The 21,723-nt window shown below is 50.5% G+C and carries 20 protein-coding genes and 1 tRNA gene; 5 read left to right on the forward strand and 16 right to left on the reverse strand.

Translation table 11 applies throughout. The annotated features are described in order from the left end of the window. Positions 1-7: 7 nt before the first annotated feature. From smc to pta, 8 genes are all read right to left on the reverse strand, one after another. The gene (smc, locus tag DWY84_RS09245) at positions 8-3,568 is read right to left on the reverse strand and encodes a chromosome segregation protein SMC (RefSeq protein ID WP_118532620.1); all 3,561 of its coding nucleotides are present in this window, start codon (positions 3,566-3,568) and stop codon (positions 8-10) included. Then, complete coding sequence (gene rnc, locus DWY84_RS09250) at positions 3,559-4,254, reverse strand: ribonuclease III (RefSeq protein ID WP_118532622.1); 696 nt, start codon at positions 4,252-4,254, stop codon at positions 3,559-3,561. The genes smc and rnc overlap by 10 nt, the downstream gene beginning before the upstream one ends. A gap of 184 nt (positions 4,255-4,438) precedes the next feature. Beyond that, positions 4,439-4,669 (reverse strand): acyl carrier protein, encoded by a 231-nt coding sequence (gene acpP, locus DWY84_RS09255; protein ID WP_118532624.1) that lies wholly within the window; start codon positions 4,667-4,669, stop codon positions 4,439-4,441. Between the two features lie 64 nt (positions 4,670-4,733). Beyond that, positions 4,734-5,747 (reverse strand): phosphate acyltransferase PlsX, encoded by a 1,014-nt coding sequence (gene plsX, locus DWY84_RS09260; RefSeq protein ID WP_118532626.1) that lies wholly within the window; start codon positions 5,745-5,747, stop codon positions 4,734-4,736. 156 nt (positions 5,748-5,903) lie between these two features. Continuing rightward, positions 5,904-6,086, reverse strand: a complete 183-nt coding sequence (rpmF, locus tag DWY84_RS09265) for a 50S ribosomal protein L32 (RefSeq protein WP_118532628.1) — start codon at positions 6,084-6,086, stop codon at positions 5,904-5,906. Positions 6,087-6,089: 3 nt separating this feature from the next. Next, positions 6,090-6,617 (reverse strand): DUF177 domain-containing protein, encoded by a 528-nt coding sequence (locus DWY84_RS09270; RefSeq protein WP_118532630.1) that lies wholly within the window; start codon positions 6,615-6,617, stop codon positions 6,090-6,092. A 95-nt stretch (positions 6,618-6,712) separates the two neighbouring features. Continuing rightward, positions 6,713-7,912: an acetate kinase gene (locus DWY84_RS09275; protein WP_118532632.1), complete on the reverse strand. Its 1,200-nt coding sequence runs from the start codon at positions 7,910-7,912 to the stop codon at positions 6,713-6,715. 29 nt (positions 7,913-7,941) lie between these two features. Continuing rightward, positions 7,942-8,937, reverse strand: a complete 996-nt coding sequence (gene pta / locus DWY84_RS09280) for a phosphate acetyltransferase (protein ID WP_118532634.1) — start codon at positions 8,935-8,937, stop codon at positions 7,942-7,944. A 192-nt stretch (positions 8,938-9,129) separates the two neighbouring features. On the opposite strand from pta, the gene DWY84_RS09285 reads away from it, so the two are divergent. Beyond that, entirely contained in the window at positions 9,130-10,422 is a 1,293-nt protein-coding gene (locus DWY84_RS09285; protein ID WP_118532636.1) for a nucleotidyltransferase, read from the forward strand. A 51-nt stretch (positions 10,423-10,473) separates the two neighbouring features. On the opposite strand, the gene DWY84_RS09290 is transcribed toward DWY84_RS09285, so the two are convergent. Genes DWY84_RS09290 through DWY84_RS09325 form a run of 8 tightly spaced genes read right to left on the reverse strand, consistent with a single transcriptional unit; the run spans position 10,474 to position 18,354 of the window. Then, positions 10,474-11,676, reverse strand: coding sequence for an SAM-dependent methyltransferase (locus tag DWY84_RS09290; protein ID WP_118532638.1), 1,203 nt, complete (start codon positions 11,674-11,676; stop codon positions 10,474-10,476). Between the two features lie 21 nt (positions 11,677-11,697). Beyond that, on the reverse strand, positions 11,698-13,062 hold the full coding sequence (locus tag DWY84_RS09295) for a PFL family protein (RefSeq protein WP_118532640.1): 1,365 nt from the start codon (positions 13,060-13,062) through the stop codon (positions 11,698-11,700). A 30-nt stretch (positions 13,063-13,092) separates the two neighbouring features. Further along, positions 13,093-13,365 carry an ACT domain-containing protein gene (locus DWY84_RS09300; RefSeq protein ID WP_118532642.1) on the reverse strand — a complete coding sequence of 91 codons (273 nt, stop codon included), beginning with the start codon at positions 13,363-13,365 and terminating at the stop codon, positions 13,093-13,095. Positions 13,366-13,401: 36 nt separating this feature from the next. After that, positions 13,402-14,199 (reverse strand): MBL fold metallo-hydrolase, encoded by a 798-nt coding sequence (locus tag DWY84_RS09305; RefSeq protein ID WP_118532644.1) that lies wholly within the window; start codon positions 14,197-14,199, stop codon positions 13,402-13,404. A 13-nt stretch (positions 14,200-14,212) separates the two neighbouring features. Beyond that, complete coding sequence (gene coaE / locus DWY84_RS09310) at positions 14,213-14,818, reverse strand: dephospho-CoA kinase (protein WP_118532646.1); 606 nt, start codon at positions 14,816-14,818, stop codon at positions 14,213-14,215. 1 nt (position 14,819) lies between these two features. Continuing rightward, positions 14,820-15,284 (reverse strand): SseB family protein, encoded by a 465-nt coding sequence (locus tag DWY84_RS09315; protein WP_118532648.1) that lies wholly within the window; start codon positions 15,282-15,284, stop codon positions 14,820-14,822. A 57-nt stretch (positions 15,285-15,341) separates the two neighbouring features. Then, a complete protein-coding gene (polA, locus tag DWY84_RS09320; RefSeq protein WP_118532650.1) occupies positions 15,342-17,990 on the reverse strand; it encodes a DNA polymerase I in 2,649 nt (882 codons plus the stop codon). Between the two features lie 22 nt (positions 17,991-18,012). After that, a complete protein-coding gene (locus DWY84_RS09325; RefSeq protein ID WP_118532652.1) occupies positions 18,013-18,354 on the reverse strand; it encodes a zf-HC2 domain-containing protein in 342 nt (113 codons plus the stop codon). 253 nt (positions 18,355-18,607) lie between these two features. On the opposite strand from DWY84_RS09325, the gene DWY84_RS09330 reads away from it, so the two are divergent. The 4 genes from DWY84_RS09330 (at position 18,608) to upp (ending at position 21,688) form a co-directional block, all read left to right on the forward strand. Beyond that, complete coding sequence (locus tag DWY84_RS09330) at positions 18,608-19,804, forward strand: LL-diaminopimelate aminotransferase (protein ID WP_118532654.1); 1,197 nt, start codon at positions 18,608-18,610, stop codon at positions 19,802-19,804. Positions 19,805-19,907: 103 nt separating this feature from the next. After that, a tRNA-Leu gene (locus DWY84_RS09335) sits at positions 19,908-19,990 on the forward strand. 196 nt (positions 19,991-20,186) lie between these two features. Then, a complete protein-coding gene (locus DWY84_RS09340) occupies positions 20,187-21,035 on the forward strand; it encodes a hypothetical protein (protein ID WP_118532656.1) in 849 nt (282 codons plus the stop codon). Between the two features lie 23 nt (positions 21,036-21,058). Beyond that, entirely contained in the window at positions 21,059-21,688 is a 630-nt protein-coding gene (upp, locus tag DWY84_RS09345) for a uracil phosphoribosyltransferase (protein ID WP_118532658.1), read from the forward strand. The last annotated feature ends 35 nt before the right edge of the window (positions 21,689-21,723 follow it).

The raw sequence follows: 21,723 nt of genomic DNA on the forward strand, positions 1-21,723 counted from the left end.
TAAAAATCTACGCGTCCAGCTGATCCTCGATCAGGTTGACCGATACCAGCGTTGATACTCCCTTCTCCTGCATGGTGATACCATACAGCCGGTCCGACGCCACCATGGTGCCGCGCCGGTGGGTAATTATAATAAACTGTGTATTTTTCGTCAGTTTATGTAAGTATCCCGCATAACGGTCTACGTTAGAATCATCCAGGGCCGCCTCAATCTCATCCAGCAGACAGAAGGGGGACGGTTTTAAGTTCTGGATGGCAAACAGCAGCGAAATGGCTGTCAGCGCCTTCTCTCCACCGGAAAGCTGCATCATGTTCTGCAGCTTCTTTCCCGGCGGCTGGGCGATGATCTGAATGCCCGCCTCCAGAATATCCTCATCCTCCTGTAGGGATAACGTACCGTGACCGCCCCCGAAGAGTTCCTTGAACACCCGGTCAAATTCTTTCCGGATCTCCTGGAACTTTTCTTCAAACTGGCGCCGCATGCCGGTATCCAGCTCCTCAATGATGCCCTGCAGGGCAGCTTCCGCCTCCACCAGGTCATCGTGCTGGGTCTTCATAAACTCATACCGCTCGGAAATCTCTTTGTAATCCTCGATGGCGTTGACATTGACGCTGCCCAGAGCCCGGATGAAAGACTTCAATTCTTCAATCCGCTTCCGCACTTCAATGAGAGACAGTTCTTCTGCACTTCGAAGCTCTTTCGCCGCCCCCGGAGTCAGTTCATATTCATTCCACAGATAAGTAATCTGACTTTCCCGCCGCTCCTCCAGCTTTTCCCGCTGGCTCTGCAGGCGGAACAGGTCTTTGTCCAGGCGTCCGATACGGCCGGATAAGTCTTCCCGCTTTCCGAAGAAGGACTTCTGCTGGCCTGACTTTTCTTCCTTCAAAGCTGCCTGAGTCTCAAGCTCCGTGGCAATCTTCTGTTTTTCTTCCTCCGTATGAAGGATCAGATCCTGCAGGTTCGCAATCTCCCGGTTCTTTTCCTCAATAACAGATCCTGAATCCGTACCGTGACTCTGAAGTTCTTCCTGTTCTTCTATTAATGTCTGGATTTCCTGCTCTACACGGTGAATGTTTTCTTTTACGAAATCCACCCGCTGTTTTAAATTCGCTGCTTCCAGGCGGATGGTTTCCAGGGCTTTTGCCTGTTCTTCCCGGACTTTCTTCTGGGTCTCCAGTTCACCGGACACGCGTTCCATCAATGTCTGTTCCTGATCGCTGTCTTTTTTGAGAAGATCGCGTTCCAGGGCCAGCTTCTTTCTGCCTGCCTCGATCTCGCTGATCTGGCTCTCCAGCTGGCTGTTCTCCAGCGCAAGATCCTGGTAGGAGTCACGGATTTCTTCCCGCTTGTCCTCTAGCTGGCTGACGCTCATCTGCCTGGTATTGACCAGCAGGGAAACCTGGTGATGTTCCGTTTTCAGGCTTTCCAGCTCTTCCTTTTTCTGCTGCGCCAGGCCCTCATTCATGGTCAGTTCTTCCTGCAAACGGTCGGAAGCCTTCAGTGCCTTCTGGCATGCCGCCTCCAGCTCTTCCAGTTCCCGTTTCCGCCCCAGAAGATTGCTGGAGTTCTTGAAGGCACCGCCCGTCATGGAACCGCCCGCGCTTAAGAGCTCACCCTCCAGCGTAACGATTCGCAGGGAATATTTGAATTTTCTTGCCAGGGCAATGGCATGATCAATGGTATCCGCCACCACCACGCGCCCCAGCAGATATTTCGCAAGAACCTGATACTTCGGTTCCACATGAACCAGATCGCTGGCCAGGCCAATGACTCCAGGCTCTGTCAGTGCTTCCGGTCTGGAAAATCCGCCGCCCTGCCCGATGCTCGTTAATGGCAGGAAGGTCACTCGTCCATAGCGGTTCTTCTTTAAGTACTCAATGAGCTGCTTGGCGGTCTGCTCAGAATCCGTCACCACATTCTGGATGCTTCCGCCCAGAGCCGTCTCAATGGCAGTCTCATATTTTTTTTCGGTGGTGACAAGATCTGCCACCACGCCCCGGATACCATGTACCCGGTCCCTTACTTCCATGACCCGGCGGATACTGCCTCCGTAGCCCTCATAGCGCTCAGCCAGATTTTTCAAGGATTCCAGCTTCGTGTAAACAGTACGGTATTCCTGCTGTTTTTCATTTAAGGAGCGGGTAATCCGGCGCACTTCCTCTTCATACTGGGTTACCTGTCCCTCACACTCGGTCTGGGCCAGCTCCAGTGCTTCCAGGCGGGCCCTTGTCTCCGCCAGCTTTTTGCGCTCGGCATCCAGCTGTTCATCCTGAACCGATTCATCGCTCTTAAATTTCAGAAGTTTCTGACATACCTCAGAACGGCGCACCTGCACCTGCTCTAGCATGGCCTCAAAGCGCTGGTCCTGGGCGTGAATGGAAGCGCTCTCATTCATGCCATTCATCATTCTGGTTCTGGCATCCTCAAGCTGCTGTTCCATGAGCATCAGCTTTTCATCCAGAGCCATGAGTTCTGCCTCGGCCGCCTCCTGGCTGCTCCTGCTGGCACTTTCAGACTCTGTGATACCGGCATTATCCTCCTGATACTGCAGGATCTGTCTCTGTTTTTCCTCCAGGGAATGGGTAATGGACTCGATGCGGGATCGGATATGCTCCGCGTTCATCTTTTCGGTATTGATCTGCTCTTTTAATACGTTGATCTGGCCCTCCAGATTGCCTTTCAGCATCTCTGCCTGGTTCATCTGGTTTCGCTTTTCTGTCAGCTGGTCATCCAGCTCTGCCACTTCCCGCTCCAGTGTTTCGTACGCTTCCTTCAAATGCTCCGATTCCGCATTCGCGTCCTGTAAGTCACCAGAAACGATGGATTCCCTCTTACTGATTTCCTGCAGCTGTTTTCCATTTTCTTCGGATTCCATTAGAAACAGGTTCACATCACAGGTCTTTAATTCTTCCCGCAAAGCCAGGTATTTTTTTGCCGTTTCTGACTGTCTGGCCAGCGGTCCCACCTGCTTTTCCAGCTCGGAAAGAATGTCGCTTACGCGGATCAGGTTCTGTTTCTCATCTTCCAGTTTTTTCTGGGCAATGGCCTTGCGCCGCTTGAACTTCACGATTCCGGCTGCCTCATCAAAAAGCTCCCGCCGTTCCTCCGGCTTGCCGCTTAAGATCTTGTCGATCTGGCCCTGACCGATGATGGAGTAGCCCTCCTTGCCGATACCGGTATCATAAAACAGCTCACTGATATCTTTTAGGCGGCAGGTACTCCCGTTAATCTTATACTCACTCTCACCGGAGCGGTACAAACGTCTCGACACAGTCACCTCATCATAATCAATAGCAAGCTGATGATCGGAGTTATCCAGGGTAATGGCCACATAGGCAAAGCCCTGGGGTTTTCGCAGCTCCGTGCCCGCAAAGATAACATCCTGCATGGATCCGCCTCGCAGCTGCTTGGCCCGCTGTTCACCGAGTACCCAGCGCACTGCGTCGGCGACATTGCTCTTGCCGCTTCCGTTCGGCCCCACAATACCGGTAATGCCGTTGTGGAACTCAAACAGGATCTTGTTGGCAAAGGATTTGAATCCCTGTATCTCAATGCTCTTTAAATACATTCTTTCCCTCTCAGTTTCAAAATGCCGTGGTAAGCGGCCACAGCCTCCGCTGCCTTCTTGGTTCCGCCGGTTCCGCGTCCCAGCTCCTCGCCGCCAGACAATGCGCGCACCTCAAAGACCTTGTGGTGATCCGGGCCCTCTTCCCGCAGGATCTCATATTCCAGATGTGCTCCTGCAGTGGCCTGGATCATCTCCTGCAGAATAGTCTTGCTATCGTAAAAGAGCTGCTTGTGCTCAATATCATTCAGAATAAAACGATGAATGAACTCTTTTGCATTAGCAAAACCACCATCCAGATAAATGGAACCGATCAGAGCCTCCATAGCATCGGAAACCACGGAATTGCGCTCTCTTCCGCCAGTGGCCTCTTCACCCTTTCCCAAGAGCAGATAGCTGCCCAGTTCCAGATCTGCCGCACAGTAGGCCAGAGTCGGCTCGCATACCAGACTGGCACGGATTTTGGAAAGCTCCCCCTCCGGCTTCTCCGGATACTTGTGATATAGGAAATCGCTGGAGACCACTTCCAGAACGGCATCTCCTAAAAACTCCAGACGCTCATTGCAGACAGCCTTGTCTTTTTTATGCTCATTGGCATAGGAACTGTGAGTCAGGGCGCGGTGGAACAGATTTTTGTCCTGAAAGGTATAACCACACCGCTTTTCCAGTTCGTTCAAATCACGATTCATGTAGGTTTACACTCCTTATCATTTTTCCTTTGCGTGCGCAGGAAATCTGTGTACACATATTACGGGAAAGGGGCGCGCAAGGAATGCACAGCCCCTCTCTCTATTATTATTGCAACTGTTTAATATCTTCACAGCCACATTTCCTGCATACTCTGTTTTCAGCCGGTCTTTTTCCGGCTCAAGCTTAGTTCAGTGCGTTTTTGATCTGCTCGATCGCGTCAGAAACGCTGACGATCTGCTCAGCAACCTCAGTCGGGATCTCGATATCAAACTCTTCCTCGATACCCATGATGATCTGGAAAATATCCAGGGAATCTGCGCCAAGATCTTCTACGAAGGTGGTCTCCATGGTGATCTCATCCGGCTCAATGTTTAATACCTCTGCGATGATGTTCTGTAACTTTTCAAATTCCATAACTTATTTCCTCTCCTAACTTTTCTTTCTTATTTTGTAACTGTCCGAAGCCCGGACCGTTTACTTACTGAATTTCCTGTGCCTGGCTGTCCAGACATTCTTTGATCTTTTCATTGATCTTCTGTTCTTTGAAGGTCACGCACTGGATGATGGAATTGCAGACCTCGGTGGACTTGGAACTTCCGTGGGTCTTGACTACAAGACCTTTCAGTCCCAGCATCGGTGCGCCGCCATACTGGCTGGCATCGAATGCCTTTAAGGTCTCCTTCAGAGCCGGTTTAACAAGCAATGCTCCGATCTTGCTGCGCAGGGAGCTCATCATGCCCTTCTTTACCATGGAAATCAGCGCTGCACCAGTTCCCTCGTAAAGCTTTAAGATGACATTGCCCGTAAATGCCTCACAGACAATAACATCGGCACCGCCGTGGGGAATCTCTCTTGCCTCAATGCTTCCGGTAAAGTTAATGTCGGTGCACTGCTTTAAGAGCGGGAAGGTCTCCTTGACCAGAGCGTTGCCCTTCTCCTCCTCGGCACCGATATTCACGATTCCGACTCTCGGATTCTTAATTCCTATTACATGTTCCATATAAATAGAACCCATGCGCGCGAACTGGACCAGATGGGATGGACGGGAATCTACGTTGGCCCCGCAGTCAAGCAGCAGGGATACACCCTTTTTCGTCGGGATCAATGCGCCAAAGGGCGGCCGTTCCACACCTTTGATGCGTCCCACCAGCACCTGACCGCCTACCAGGACTGCTCCTGAACTGCCCGCCGACACAAAAGCGTCCGCCTCACCATTCTTTACCAGTTTCATACCTACTACGATGGAGGAATCCTTTTTTTTGCGGATTGCGTTCACCGGCGGTTCTTCCGTCTCAATCACCTCGGAAGCCTGCACCAGCGTGATCTGCTCCTTCGGATAGGTGTGGGAGGCAAGCTCTTTCTTCACTGCCTCTTCCTGTCCGACTAACAGAACGTGGATGTCGCTCCGCTTATTTACAGCCTCAACCGCACCCTTTACAATCTCGCCCGGGGCGTTGTCACCGCCCATTGCGTCAACAGCTACATTAATCATAGAGTATCTCCTTTTCGGCCTGTGCCGACTAAATCCATTTCGTAATTAAATATACTAGATTCCATTCTATAAATCAATATGATTTTTCGCAAAGTACAAACACGAAAAAAGGAGCCAGACGATTACTCGCCTGACTCCTTTCAAAGCCATTTCTAATTAGTCCTCAACAGAAACGATCTCTTTCTTGTTGTAAGAACCACAAGCCTTGCAGACTCTGTGAGGCATCATCAGAGCGCCGCACTTGCTGCACTTTACTAAATTCATAGCGCTCATTTTCCAGTTAGCTCTACGTTTGTCACGTCTTGCTTTGGAAGATTTATTCTTTGGGCAGATAGACATGGTTTACACCTCCTTAAACTTTTGAAATAAATCCTGGATTACTGACATTCTTGGGTCAGGCGAACTCCGGTCACAGGAACATTCCGTGTGATTAAGGTTCGCACCACATCTATTGCAAATTCCTTTGCAGTCTTCCCTGCATAACACCTTCATAGGCAGATTAAGCAATAGCTCGTTACTGAGCAACCGGTCTACATCCAGATTATAGCCGCTTACATAGGGCTGTTCATCGAGATCTTCTGTACGCTCGCTTTCGGTCTTTGACATGTCCAGCTCTTCGTCGAATTCCAGTTCAAAAGGAATATCAACAGGCTCTAAGCATCTGTCGCATGGCATCTGCAGGGTTACCTCTGCATTGCCGGTGAGAAGAAGCTTTTTGTCCCCAAGATTACGGACATGCAGCTTGACCGGACTGCGTGATACGATGTCATATGCATCCTTGCTGGTGCAAAGCTGGTTTATATCGATATCGCACGTATAGTCTTTCTCTTTTCCGTCCACGGAAAACAGCTCTGTTAAATTAATAAGCATATTAGTCTCCTAATACGCACCTGTGTAATTATACACAGGTGCGCCGGCTTTGTCAACAAATATTTTAATTTTTTCCAAAAACTGATTTTTGAGGATTAAGCCTCTACCAGTCTCTTGGTCTCTCTTGCGATCGCAAGCTCCTCGTTAGTCGGAATCAGCATTACTTTGACTTTGGAATCTGCTGCGGAAATAACAGCGTTCTTTCCTCTCACATCGTTAGCCTGGTCGTCGATCTTCACGCCAAGGTAGCCTAAGTACTCACAGATAGCCTTTCTGCTTGCCTTGTCGTTCTCACCAACACCAGCGGTAAATGCGATCGCATCTACGCCGTTCATAGCTGCGGTGTAAGCGCCGATGTATTTTGCCACACGGTAGATGAACGCATCCAGAGCTACTGCTGCTAAGTGGTTGCCCTCTTCCTTAGCTGCCTCAATATCACGGAAGTCGCTGGAAACGCCGCCGCTCATGCCGAGTACGCCGGATTTCTTGTTGAGGATGTTTAATACCTCGTTGACGTCCTTGCCCTCTTTGTTGCAGATGAACTGAACAACAGCCGGATCGATGTCACCACTTCTGGTTCCCATGATCAGACCCTCAAGAGGAGTCAGGCCCATGCTGGTATCTACGCACTTGCCGCCGATGGAAGCAGATACGCTTGCGCCGTTGCCTAAGTGGCAGACGATAACCTTTGCGTTCTTCGGGTCAAGTCCGCCGAACTTGATAGCCTCGCCGGATACGAACATATGGCTGGTGCCGTGGAAGCCGTAACGACGGATGCTGTATTTCTCATAGTACTCGTGCGGGATTGCGTACAGATAAGCCTTCTCCGGCATAGCCATACCGAAACCGGTATCCCATACTGCTACGTTTGGCTTGCCCGGCATAGCTGCCTCAGCTGCCTCGATACCCATTAAGTTAGCCGGGTTGTGCAGCGGTCCAAGATCGAAGCACTCGCGGATTACTTTCTTAACGTCATCGTTTACAACGATGGACTCGCTGTACTTGGTACCAGCGTGCAGAACGCGGTGACCGATTGCTGCGATCTCATCAGTGCTCTTGATCACGCCGTGCTCTGCATCCTGAAGAGCATCCATAACCATCTCGATTGCTACGGTGTGGGTCGGCATGTCTTTCTCTACGACATATTTGTCCTTGCCAGCCGGCTGATGGGTCAGTTTGGAACCCTCGATACCAATTCTCTCGCACAGACCCTTTGCGATTACGCTCTCATCGGTCATGTCGATCAGCTGATATTTTAAGGAAGAGCTTCCGCAGTTGATAACTAAAATCTTCATAATGTGATATTCTCCTAACTAAAATTCAATTACTGGTTCTGGCACTGTACAGCAGTGATTGCAACAACGCCTACGATATCCTCAGCAGAGCAGCCTCTGGACAGATCGTTAACCGGCTTTGCGATACCCTGGCACATCGGGCCATAAGCCTCTGCCTTGCCAAGTCTCTGAACCAGCTTGTAGCCGATGTTACCTGCATCCAGATCCGGGAATACCAGAACGTTTGCATGACCTGCAACCTTGCTGTCCGGAGCTTTGGAAGCGCCAACTTCCGGAACGATTGCTGCGTCAAGCTGAAGCTCGCCGTCCAGTGCAAGCTCCGGAGCCATCTCCTTAGCCAGCTTGGTAGCCTCAACAACTTTATCAACATCTGCATGCTTTGCGGAGCCCTTGGAAGAATGGGACAGCATAGCAACCTTCGGCTCCTCGCCGGTCAGCATCTTGAAGCTCTCTGCAGAAGATACTGCGATTGCAGCCAGCTCTTCCGGATTCGGATTCTGGTTCAGACCGCAGTCTGCGAATACGAAGGTACCGTTGCTGCCAAGATCGCAGTCCGGAACTTCCATTAAGAAGAATGCGGATACCAGCTTGGTGCCCGGTTTGGTCTTGATTACCTGCAGGCACGGACGAAGTGTGTTTGCGGTAGAATGGCATGCGCCGGAAACCATACCGTCAGCATCGCCGTTCTTGATCATAAGGCAGCCATAGTAAGCGTAGTCGCTTAAGATGGTCTCTTTTGCTTTCTCAGGAGTCATGCCTTTGGACTTTCTCAGCTCAACGAACAGGTCGATATACTCCTGTGTTTTCTCGTAAGTCTGCGGATTGATGATCGTAGCACCGGATACATCCAGTCCCTCGCTGTGAGCGCCGATATCTTCCGGAGTACCGATGATAACAAGATTTGCAAGGTCCTCTTTCAGAATCTTCTCTGCAGCGACCCAGGTTCTGCGGTCCATGGACTCAGGCAGTACGATTGTTTTTTTATCTGCCTTTGCTTTGGCTTTGATTACATCAATAAATCCCATAATAATACCCCTTTCATGATTTAATGCATATAGCCTTATTATATACGGATTAAAAAGCAAAAGACAAGCTGTATTTTGTATTTTTTTGCACTTTTTGTAAAACAATGAAAGTATGGGTACTTTACCTTTTTCATGGTTTCCCCTATAATAAATCCATATCTTTATTTTGAAGGAAAAGGACCAGATTTATCCATGAATACCATCAAAACTGCTGGGATCATCGCGGAATACAACCCATTCCACAACGGGCACCATTATCAGATTGAACAAGTCCGCCGCCAGACGGGCGCAGACTATGTCATTGCCGTCATGAGCGGGGATTTTGTGCAGCGCGGAGAACCCGCTATCTTTGATAAATACACGCGGACCAATATGGCTCTGCGGGGCGGCGCGGATCTGGTGGTGGAGCTCCCGACGCTTTTTGCCACCTCCAGCGCCGAAGACTTTTCCGCCTGCGGCGTTGCACTCCTGGAAAAACTTGGCACAGATATTCTGTGTTTCGGAAGTGAATCCGGGAATCTGGAGCTGCTGCAGAAAGCAGCGGACATTCTGGTGGCAGAACCAGAGGGCTGGAGCATACTGCTTCAGAAATATTTAAAGCAAGGAGAAAGCTATCCATCCGCACGCAGCAAAGCCTGTGCGGAGTATACCAGAGAGCCGGAGCTTTCCGAACTGCTCTCCTCTCCCAACAACATTCTGGCCGTGGAATACTTAAAAGCTCTCCGGAGACGGAACAGCTCCATGACGGCAGTTACCATTCGGAGAGAAGGTGCCGGATACCACGACACTGCGCCAGCCCCGGCGTGCCGCAATTCAGACAGCCGGCTGTTCTTCGCTTCTGCCTCGGCGCTGCGAAAGCAGATTCTGGAACAGCAAAGCCGCATCTGTACAGACGGACCTTTACCCGCTGTCATCACGGATCAGATGCCGCCCGCCGTCCTCGATGCCCTGCTCACAGAAGACGCCCTCACCGCCCCACTCTTTGCAGACGACCTTACCGGCCTTCTGAACTACCGTCTGCTTTCCGCCATCCAAAAACAGGAAGATCTCAGCCAGTTTTCTGACCTTTCTCCGGAACTGGCCGCCCGGCTCACAAAACAGGCTTTGCAATTTACGCCTTTTGGCGAGCGCATTGCCCAGTTAAAAACAAGGAGCTACACCTACACCCGCATCAGCCGGGCCCTGCTGCACCTGATTCTCGGCATGACCACAGAGCAGACTGCTCAGGCCAAAGTCCTGGACTACGCGCCCTACGCCCGCATTCTCGGATTTAAAAAATCAGCAGGACCGCTGCTTTCCCACCTGCGGGAAAAGAGCCGGATTCCGCTGATCACTAAGACGGCCGATGCCAGAAACATTCTCTCTCCGGAAGCCATGTCCATCCTGGAAACAGACTTTTATGCTTCCCACCTTTATCATTCTCTTCTTGCTTCCAAAGGCAGAGTTATTCGCAATGAGTACACAAAATCCGTCATAGTCCTGTGACCATGACGGATTTTTATTGTTGCCGTTTACGTGTTTCGTGAACATTTTTTACTATTCTTCCGTTTTTCTCTGCCTTAACAATTCATACAATGTCGGCCTAACCTGTAAAAAGTCCAGAATCTCCCGAATTTCCTTCTCGTTATGTTTCGGCTTGCCATCATACACAGCCCGCAGAAGGATATTCTTCGGCGTATGTTCCATGTCGATGAACTCCAGGATCTGGGTACGGTAGCCCTGGTGCTCCAGAAGCTCCGCACGCAGCGCATCGGTGTACAGCGCCGCCATCCGCTCTTTGATCAGGCCGTAATGCAGCACCGGCTCCAGCAGATCATTTTTTATCTGCTTATTCAGTTCATGCTGGCAGCACGGCACGGAAAGGATGACCTTCGCGCCCCAGCGCACGGCCTTTTCCAACGCATAGTCCGTAGCGGTATCACAGGCATGAAGCGTCACCACCATATCTACGTGATCCACGCCCTCATAGGACGCAATATCACCATGATAGAACTGCAGCTTATCGTAGCCGTAATGCTCTGCCAGCCTGCCGCAATGGCTGATGACATCCTTCTTTAAATCCAGTCCAATGATGCGGATCGGATAACCCTTCATCTCATGCAGGTAATAATACATGGCGAAGGTCAGATAGGACTTGCCGCAGCCAAAATCGATGATGACATTTTCCCGGGTCTTATCTAGCTTCGGCAGGATATCTTCGATAAACTCCAGAAAGCGGTTGATCTGCCGGAACTTGTCGTAACGGCTTTTTACGATCTTTCCATCCTGAGTCTGCACGCCAAGATCCACCAGAAACGGCACTGCATGTCCCTCCGGAATCACGTAGCGTTTCTGACGGTTGTGCTGCAGTTTTTCCAGAAGTGCTTCCCGGTTCTTGGCCTCTGCCTTTGCCGCCTGGATCTTTGCAGGCGCATGTTTTCTGACCTTTACCGTTGTGGTCCCCTTCTTGCTGATCAACACCGTGGCGCTGCCCAGTTCAGACAGCACTTCCGCCTGTTTGAACACTCCGGAAAGCTGTTCTGTCAGATACGCTTTTGCCTCTTCGGCATTCATGTTCCTATGAAACGCCTGGGTCTTTGTAAATTCTTCTGCCTGAAAAACCAGTGCGCCCTTCATGAGCATGGGGCGCACTTTCACTTTCTGCAAAAGATTTTTTTCCACCGGATTGCTGAGCACAATCTGGTTTAACTGTTCATTGATGAAATCGTCCAGCATGGACGCTAAGGTTTCTTTTGCCATAATCTCTCTTTTTGCTTCCGCTTAGTTCTTAAAGCTGTGGATCGGAGCCGGGATACGGCCGCCGCGGGTCACAAACTTCTCGCAGGAATATTTGTTGACCGGCATAACCGGAGCATACCCTAAAAGGCCGCCAAACTCTACCGTATCCCCTACCGTCTTTCCGATCACCGGAATCAGGCGGACTGCCGTGGTTTTCTGGTTGATCATGCCGATGGCCGCCTCATCCGCGATAATACCAGAAATGGTCGTTGCCGGAGTATCTCCCGGAATCGCGATCATATCCAGGCCAACGGAGCAGACACAGGTCATGGCTTCCAGTTTTTCAATGGTCAGGGCACCAAGAGTTACCGCATCGATCATGCCCTGATCCTCACTGACCGGAATGAACGCGCCGCTTAAGCCGCCTACATAGGAGGATGCCATGACGCCGCCCTTCTTGACCTGGTCATTCAGCATAGCCAGGGCTGCAGTGGTTCCCGGCGCGCCTACGCGCTCCAGGCCGATCTCCTCCAGGATTTCTGCCACACTATCACCTACCGCCGGGGTCGGAGCCAGGGACAGATCGATGATGCCAAACGGAACACCAAGACGTTTGGAAGCCTCCTGAGCCACCAGCTGTCCGACACGGGTAATCTTAAAGGCAGTCTTCTTGATGGTCTCGCAGAGTACCTCAAAGTTCTCGCCGCGTGCCTTCTCCAGAGCTACCTTTACCACGCCAGGACCGCTGACACCCACGTTGATGATGGCGTCCGCCTCGGTCACACCGTGAAATGCGCCTGCCATGAACGGGTTATCATCCGGTGCGTTGCAGAATACCACCAGCTTTGCGCAGCCCAGGGAATCATCTTCCTTGGTAGCCTCTGCGGTTTCTTTTATAATCTCGCCCATCAGACGGACTGCATCCATGTTAAGTCCCGTCTTGGTAGAGCCCACGTTGATGGAGCTGCAGACACGCTCGGTCTCTGCCAGCGCCTGGGGAATCGAGCGGATCAGGTTCTCCTCGGCCGGAGTCATGCCCTTGGATACCAGCGCAGAATAACCGCCGATAAAGTTCACGCCAACCTCTTTTGCTGCTTTATCCAGAGTTCTCGCGATGGTCACAAAATCCTCCGGTTTTTTGCAGGCGCAGCCGCCTACCAGCGCAATCGGGGTAACAGAGATTCGCTTGTTTACAATCGGCACGCCAAAGTCTCTGGCAATCTCCTCGCCGGTAGATACCAGATTCTTTGCATAAGTAGTAATCTTTTTATAAATTTTTTCATTCAGGGCTTGCAGATCATCATCGCAGCAGTCCAGAAGACTGATACCCATGGTAATGGTACGAACATCTAGCTTCTCATGTTCGATCATATTGTTGGTTTCAATTACTTCAAACATATTCAACATGGCTGTATCCTCTTTCCTTCTGTCTTTTGATTAAATGCGGTGCATCTTGGTGAAGATTTCCTCGCGCTGGCACTTAATGGCTACGCCGATCTCCTCGCCAACCTTTTCCAGTTCGGTTGCTACCTCATCAAAAGAACCGGTTGCGTGCTCCATGTCCGCGATCATCATCATGTTAAAGTAATCCTGCACGATGGTCTGGGAGATGTCCAGGATATTGACCTGTTTTCCTGCCAGATAGGTACATACCTTTGCGATGATTCCTACGGTGTCTTTTCCTACAACTGTGATAATTACCTTGCTCATATGGCTATCCTCCGTTTGTATCAAAGTTTTTATGTGTTACAGATTGATAATCTGTGACATCTCGTCCCGTTTTGCAACCTCAATCGGAAAATCCTTCGCCTTGTATGGCGTATCCCCCTGGTCAATCTCGAAGCGGACGGTCTCGTAGGCCAGCGCCTCGTAATTGTTCTCCTTGCTCAAATGCCCCAGTAAAATATGTTTCAATTTATCATTCAGAATATAATTTAAAAGCCTTCCCGCATTCTCATTGGACAAATGTCCATGATCCCCAAGAATGCGGCGCTTTAAGTAATATGGATAAGGGCCTGTTTCCAACATATTCACGTCATGGTTCGCTTCTAGCAAAAGTGCGTCCAGCCCCTGAAGGTGGTCAATGATATACTGGTCAAAATGTCCCATGTCCGTGGCCACCGCCACGCTTTTGCTCTCATGGCTCACCCGGTAAGCTACCGGATTTGCCGCGTCGTGGTGGATGGAAAAAGGTTCCAGGGTAAGATCTCCGATCTGAAAATCCGCGTCAGGCAGAACCGGATGCAGAAGCTCCTTCGGATACTCCCCTAGTTTGGTGTTGGCAGCTACTTCCTCCAGAGTCTCCTTTGTTCCGTAAATCGGCACATGATGTTTTCTGGCGAGAACGCCCAGACCCTTGATATGGTCAGAATGCTCATGGGTAATGACCACCCCGTCCAGCTCTGAGCCCTTAAGGCCGATCTCATTTAATCCCTGCTCAATACGCTTGTTGCTGATTCCGGCATCCACCAGAATGTGGGAATGCTCGGAACCTACGTAAATGCAGTTTCCGCTGCTGCCGCTGGCAATGCTTACTAATCTCATCTGTATGTTTCCTTTATCCTTCTTCCAGACCGTTATCATAACCGGTCTTTTTCAGAATCCGCCGGATCTGCAGCCTGGATTCCTCCAGGCTTCCACTGTTGTCAATGACAAAATCCGCCAGTTTCAAAAAGTCATTCCGGTCTGCCTGGTTCTTCATGATATCCAGGCATTTTTCCCTGGAATAACCGCGATTTTCCATCAGACGCTGAATGCGGATCTCATCCTGCGTATCTACATATAAAAGATACTGGCAGACCTCCCGGCTGCGCTCATCAAAGAGTGCCGCCTCCACAACAATCAGTTCCTCGCTGCTTTCCCGGATCTGCCGTTTGATCTCATTCCAGGTCAGCGGATGGATCAGGGCGTTGACGCGTTTTAACGCTTCCGGATTTCCAAAAATCCTGTCCGCGAAGCCCTTGCGGTCCAGTGTACCGTCTTTCTGCAAAATTCCGGCGCCAAAGAGACTGACCAGACCAGTCAGTCCCGGCTGTCCGGGATCCTCCAGTTTCCGGGCCACAAGATCTGCCTGGATCACCTGCGCGCCGTAATCATGCGAAAACAGCTCAAGGATCCGGCTTTTACCGGCTCCTACTCCGCCGGTGAGGCCAAGTACCATCATATTAGTTGCCCATCTTCTCTCTCATTTTGGTTTCGTGCTGCTGCAGTAAGGATAACAGAAGCTGTTTGGAAATGCTGATGTTCTCGCCGTAAGGGTTGATTACAAATCCCTTTAAGTCATTGACCTGACGGATCAGGATATTTCCAAAGTCTTCCATGGTCATAATCAGTGCCTGGTCATGGCTTCCATCCTCGTTCCATTTGGAGTACTCGTCCATATCGGTAAAGGCAAGATAATATTTCTCGCCTGCGGTATTGGTAATGCTCTCAAAACGAATCCAGGTAGACGGACCCTTTTTCTCAGTCAGGACAGTCTGCTTCTGGATAGGAGAAAGCAGGCGTGCTTCCATCAGTGCTGCTGCCATCTGGCTGCGGGTGATGAAATCATCATGCTTTAACATTTCCTGAAGCGCTGCTACCAGCTTCGGATTCTTCACATTCTCAGAATTCTGATTCATTTTATTCATAGAAAAACCTCTCTTTTCTTCTTGCTCTCTTGTTCTCGTGAGATTATAGCACACATTTTATTTTGCGTCCAGCCAGTTGTCTCCGGTGTGGGCTTCCACCTCGAGGGAGACTTTTAAGTCCGCGGCATGTTTCATCCGGTCGGTTAAGATCCGAACTACCTCTTCTGCCTCATCCCGGTATGTCTCCACCAGAAGTTCATCATGAACCTGCAGCACAATGCGGGAGCGCATATGCCTCTCTCTCAGTTCCCGGTCTACCGCGATCATGGCCAGTTTCATAATGTCTGCCGCGGTTCCCTGGATTGGGGAGTTCATGGCTACACGCTCGCCAAAGGAGCGCTGCATGAAATTGCCGGATTTCAGTTCCGGAATCGGGCGTTTTCGTCCATACATCGTAGTGACGCAGCCCTGCTCTTTTCCAAGTTTTACCTGCTCATCCAGAAACTGTTTGACGCCCGGATAGGTTTCGAAATACTTATTGATATACTCCAGCGCTTCTTTGCGGCTGATGCTTAAGTCCTCACTCAGTCCAAAGGCGCTGATTCCATATACGATACCGAAATTGACCGCCTTGGCATTGCGCCGCTGCAGCGGTGTCACCTCGTCAAGGGGCGTGTGGAACACCTCCGATGCCGTGATGGCGTGAATATCCTGGGCATCCCGATAGGCACTGATCAGACGCTCATCTCCAGACATATGCGCCAGGATGCGAAGCTCAATCTGGGAATAATCCGCATCCACAAACACATAACCGTCCTCCGGCACAAAGACCTTGCGGATGGCGCGCCCCAGCTCCATGCGCACCGGAATATTCTGCAGGTTCGGCTCCGTGCTGCTGATGCGGCCGGTTGCCGTGATGGTCTGGTTAAATTTTCCGTGAATACGGCCATCTTCTCTTATGAATCCGGCCAGTCCCTGGGCATAGGTGGAATTTAACTTGGTAAGCTGGCGATACTCCAGAATCTTCTGGACTACCGGATATTCCGGTGCCAGCTTTTCCAGGACATCAGCCGCCGTGGAATAACCGGTCTTGGTCTTCTTTCCATGGGGAAGCTGCATCCGCTCAAACAAAATCTCACCGAGCTGCTTTGGAGAATTGATGTTGAAGGTTTCACCAGCCAGGTCATAGATTTCCTGCTCCAGGGTCACAATTTTCCCTTCCAGCTGCTCACCATAAAGCTTTAACTGTTCCTTGTCCACCCGGACACCGGCCTGTTCCATATGATACAGGCTGTAGATCAGCGGCATCTCCATCTCCCGGTAAAGCTTCAGCATGCCCTCGTTTTCCAGGCGCTCTTTTAATACACCTGCCGCTTTATAAGCCACATAAGCCATGTAACAGCCACAGGTCACTGCCTCCGGAGCTTCTGCTTCCAGAGCTTTTGCCAGACTCTGTTTGCCTAACAGGTCGGTTCTGGACGGCACTGTCATGCCGAGGTAATCTCTCGCGAGATCATCGTACTCGTAGGCATCTTTTAACGGATTTAACAGATATCCGGCCACTCCCATATCCACCACTGCGCTGCCATAATCCAGATTCAGGTACGGAAGCTGGGGTTTTAAATCCAGGACAGCCACTGGCTCCTGATTTGGTCTGCGCTGTGCGATCAGTTCTTCCAGATGGTCACACAGGTAACTGCCGGTCAGAAAGCCAGCTGCAGGAATCGTATAGATTTCTTCTTCGCCAATGCAAATAGTCAGACCAGCCACCCCATTTTCTGAAAGGATGAGCTGACATCCCACCTGCTCCGCATTCCGGGCCTTTTCAAAAATCTGCTCCGCTCCGGACAGATCCTCCACGCTCCAGAAATGCTCTTCCACAGAGTTTCCGCCCATCTCCTGCACATCAAAGCGTGCCAGAATGGATTTGAACTCCAGACGCTTCATATACTGATATGCCTCTGGCGTATAAAGATTCTCAATCTTCGCGTCTTCATACACAAAGGGGATCGGACAGGTAATACAGATCTGCGCCAGTTCCTTGCTCATAACCGCCATATCGTAATGCTCCTCCAGGGCTTTTCTTGCCCGGGGCGGCTTTACCTCATCCAGATGAGCATAGGCATTTTCAATACTTCCATAAGCTACGATCAGGTTTGTAGCCGTCTTTTCTCCAATCGAGGGAACGCCCGGAATATTGTCAGAGGAATCGCCCATCAGCGCCTTCACATCAATAAATTCCATCGGCGTTACCTGGTATTCCCGTTTTACATCCTCCGGATAATAATCGTGGATCTCCGTTGTGCCGCGGCTGGTCTTGGGAATGCGGATCTTGATGTGGGTATCCGCAAGCTGTAAGAGATCCCGGTCACCCGATACCACGGAAACCTCCTCGCCCTCTGCCTGGCAGCGCTTGGCCACGGTTCCTAAAATATCATCCGCCTCATAGCCCGCCATCGTTAAGATCGGCACGCCCATCGCCGTAAGCACCTCTTGCATCAGCGGCACCTGCTCATGCAGTTCCTGGGGCATCGGCTTTCTGGTCCCCTTGTAATCCGCGTACATCTTGTGGCGGAAGGTAGGTTCCTTCAAATCAAAAGCCACCGCCAGATGATCTGGCTTCTCCTCCTCGAGGATCTTAAACATAATATTGAGGAACCCGTATACCGCATTGGTATGAAGACCCTCAGAGTTTGTCAGTTCCGGCACCCCGTAAAACGCGCGGTTTAATATACTGTGCCCGTCTATTAAAACCAGTTTTCCCATGGTTTCTCCTTTTCCTGTCTGATTATCCCTGAATCCAGATACGGATCTGCATGAAAAGCATGATCAGAACAGAAGCCACATTCAGGGTGTTAGCTGCATAACAGATGACCTTCCGAAGCCGTGCGGTGCGTACCGTAAGCCAGGCATTTTCCATGCTCTCCTCCAGAGAACCGGCGATGTCATAGACACCATTTCCACTGTCAAGCTGCCACAGGCCCACCGACACAGTGTAGTAGATTTCCAGTTCTTCCCTGCAGGCCGGGCAGTTCTTCACATGCTTCAAAAACTGTTCCAGCTGCGTTTCATCCAGCTGATGGTTGATATATGGCATAACCATCTTTTCAATTTCCCTGCATGTAGCCATCTTTTCACCTCCGGTCTCCGTATGGTCTTCTTCTGTCCACCTTTTTGCGGGCGGTTTTACAGTTTCACCATATTTTCTTCACTTCTGTTCCCGTGAATACATACCATCATACAATACTCCGCTTAATTTTTCAATTTCTTCCTCTGATTATTTTACGGCAGATTGACTTGATTTTTATTCTTTGTTAAAATTACTTCCATTATGAATACCGGTCCCCCAGTTTGTCCGGTCATACGAAAGGAAGGATTCCCACATGCCTAAATTAAATGAACATTATCAGGATTTAAAAGAAAGTTATCTCTTTGCCGAAATCGCGCACCGGGTTGCTGCCTACGAGGCTGAGCATCCGGACTCTAAGATCATCCGTCTTGGTATCGGTGACGTTACACTCCCGCTTGGAGACCTCACCATCAAGGGCCTTCATGAGGGCGTGGATGCCATGGCTTCCGCAGAAACCTTCAAGGGTTACGGTCCAGAGCAGGGCTACGGCTTCCTGCGTGATGCCATTTCTGCTTATTATGCACGCAACGGCGTATCCGTGGATGCCGCTGATATTTTCATCTCCGATGGTGCCAAAAGCGATACCGGCAATATTTCCGAGCTGTTCGACAACGACAATGTCATCCTGATCCCGGATCCGGTCTATCCGGTTTACGTGGATTCCAATATCATGAATGGCAAGAATGTCACCTACTTATCCGGAAACGCAGAGAACAACTTTCTTCCGATGCCGGATCCGTCCGTTCATGCTGACATCATCTACCTCTGTTCCCCAAACAACCCGACCGGTGCTGTTTACAATAAGGAACAGTTAAAAGAATGGGTCGATTACGCACTGGCTAACAACGCCGTCATCCTTTTCGACTCCGCTTACGAGGCATTCATCTCCGACCCGGAGCTTCCGCGCAGCATTTACGCCATCGAGGGCGCAAAGAAATGTGCCATTGAGTTCTGCTCCCTGTCCAAGACGGCAGGCTTTACCGGAACCCGCTGCGGCTACACCGTAGTTCCGAGAGAATTAGTTTTTACCGCTTCCAACGGCCAGGAAATGTCCCTGCACGCTATGTGGAACCGCAGACAGTCTACCAAATTCAACGGAACCTCCTACATTATCCAGAAGGGTGCCGCTGCAGTCTTTACCGAGGAAGGCATGGCGCAGTGCCGCGAGAATATCGCCTACTATCAGGAAAATGCCCGCATCATCGCAGACACCTTAAAACGCAGAAACATCCGCTTCTTCGGCGGCGTACACTCTCCTTACATCTGGTTTGAGTGTCCGGACGGCATGGAATCCTGGGAGTTCTTTGACTATCTGTTAAACAATGCCCAGGTGGTGGGAACCCCGGGCGCAGGCTTCGGCGAAAACGGAAAGAACTACTTCCGCCTGACCTCCTTCAACAACCACGAGAACACCATCGCAGCTATGAAACGCTTTGAGCATCTGTTCTAATTGTATTGTTTCTATAATAATTGTAGATTCAATAGACACAAATATTGGAAAAATCCCTTGCAAAGCGCTGTCACTTATGTTACAATATTTTTTGCGTAAGTAAGCCGGCGTGGCGGAATGGCAGACGCATCAGACTCAAAATCTGACGGGGGCGACCTCGTGCCGGTTCGAGTCCGGCTGCCGGCATCCTTGGCAGGGGCAGGAGCTTCGGATCACTGATTTCAGTGGTTCGGGGTTCTTTCTTTTTTATTCCTGTTTTCTTTACTCTCTTTACAAAATTCTTATTTCTTTTCCTTCATCTATATTTCTTCCCGACTTTGCGCTATAATGTAATGAACACAAAGAAACTCCATTATTTTCGACATGAAGGAGGCAGAACACTATGATACCAAAGAAATCAAAATACGCACTGACGGTTACCCTTCTGGCCCTCAGCACAGCCTGTCTCGCCACCGGGTGCAAAAAGAAACACGATAAGATTAATCTGTCCGGCAGCCAGGCTGCGGAAAGTACCGTTCAGACTGCTCCTGTTTCCACCACCGCAACGGAATCGGAAAGCAGTTCATCCATCACCATCGAACCAGGCATTGAAAACGCGCAGTCCCAGGGAACTTCCGCCGGAGGTGCCGCCACATCCCTTTCCCTGTCCGTTAAAACAGACACCTACCAGAATGGCAATGTTTCCATTCAATATCCGGTCATTTCTGATAACTCTGTGAAACCGGAAATCAACGATCATCTGAAAGATAATGCCCTTTCCATCCTGAAAGCCTGGGAAATCGATGAAGCCAAAGACACCCTGAATATTACCTGCAAAGTCCTCTCCGCCACAAAAAACCGTATCACGGTCCGCTACGATGGCAATGTTATGACGGACGGCGGCATACACCCAACTGCTATCTTCTACACAAACACGATAAGCTTAAGCTCCGGCTCTGATATCGGTCTTTCCTATCTGGCCGATCCAGCCACTCTGGCTTCCTATGTACTGTCCGATGACTGTACCTTCCCGGAAACTGATGCCGAAACCGCTGCCACAGCAAAAACCTTTCTGAAAGAGTACGATCAGTCTTACTATACCGCACTTTTCCAGAACGCTGATTTTCCTTACCAGGAAACATTCCCGGAATGTTTCAGCTATGAGTACGAAGGCTCTATCTATTTCTCCCTTCCGGTAGCACACGCTCTGGGAGACTATATTCTGGCTGTCTACACTCCGGAAAACAAATAAAAGAAAGATGAGGATTTTATCTTATGGAAAACGTAACCATCTTCAACCACCCGCTGATCCAGCACAAGATTTCCATTCTCCGCAACAAAAACACCGGGACCAATGAATTCCGCTCCCTAATTGAGGAAATCGCCATGCTCATGGGATATGAGGCTTTACGCGATCTTCCCACCGAGGAAGTAGAGGTGGAAACTCCGATTGAAACCTGCATGACCCCAATGATTGCCGGAAAGAAACTGGCTGTTGTCCCGATCCTGCGGGCCGGACTTGGCATGGTAAACGGCATTCTGGCTCTCGTTCCAAGCGCAAAGGTCGGCCACATCGGCCTATACCGCGATGAGGAGACCCACGAACCACACGAATACTACTGCAAGCTCCCAACTCCGATCGACCAGAGAACCATCGTTGTCACCGACCCGATGCTGGCCACCGGCGGCTCCGCAGTAGCCGCAGTTGATTTCATTAAGCAGCACGGCGGAAAGAACATCAAGTTCATGTCCATCATCGCGGCCCCGGAAGGACTGAAACGCCTGCACGAAGCACACCCGGATATCCAGATTTATGTCGGACATCTGGACCGCTGCTTAAACGAAAACGCCTACATCTGCCCGGGACTCGGAGACGCCGGCGACCGGATCTTTGGAACCAAATAAAAATATTGAGACGGAACTAATAAAGGGTCCGGACG

It is taken from the genome of Clostridium sp. AF27-2AA (assembly GCF_003478505.1).
Classification (GTDB): Bacteria; Bacillota; Clostridia; order Lachnospirales; family Lachnospiraceae; genus Brotaphodocola.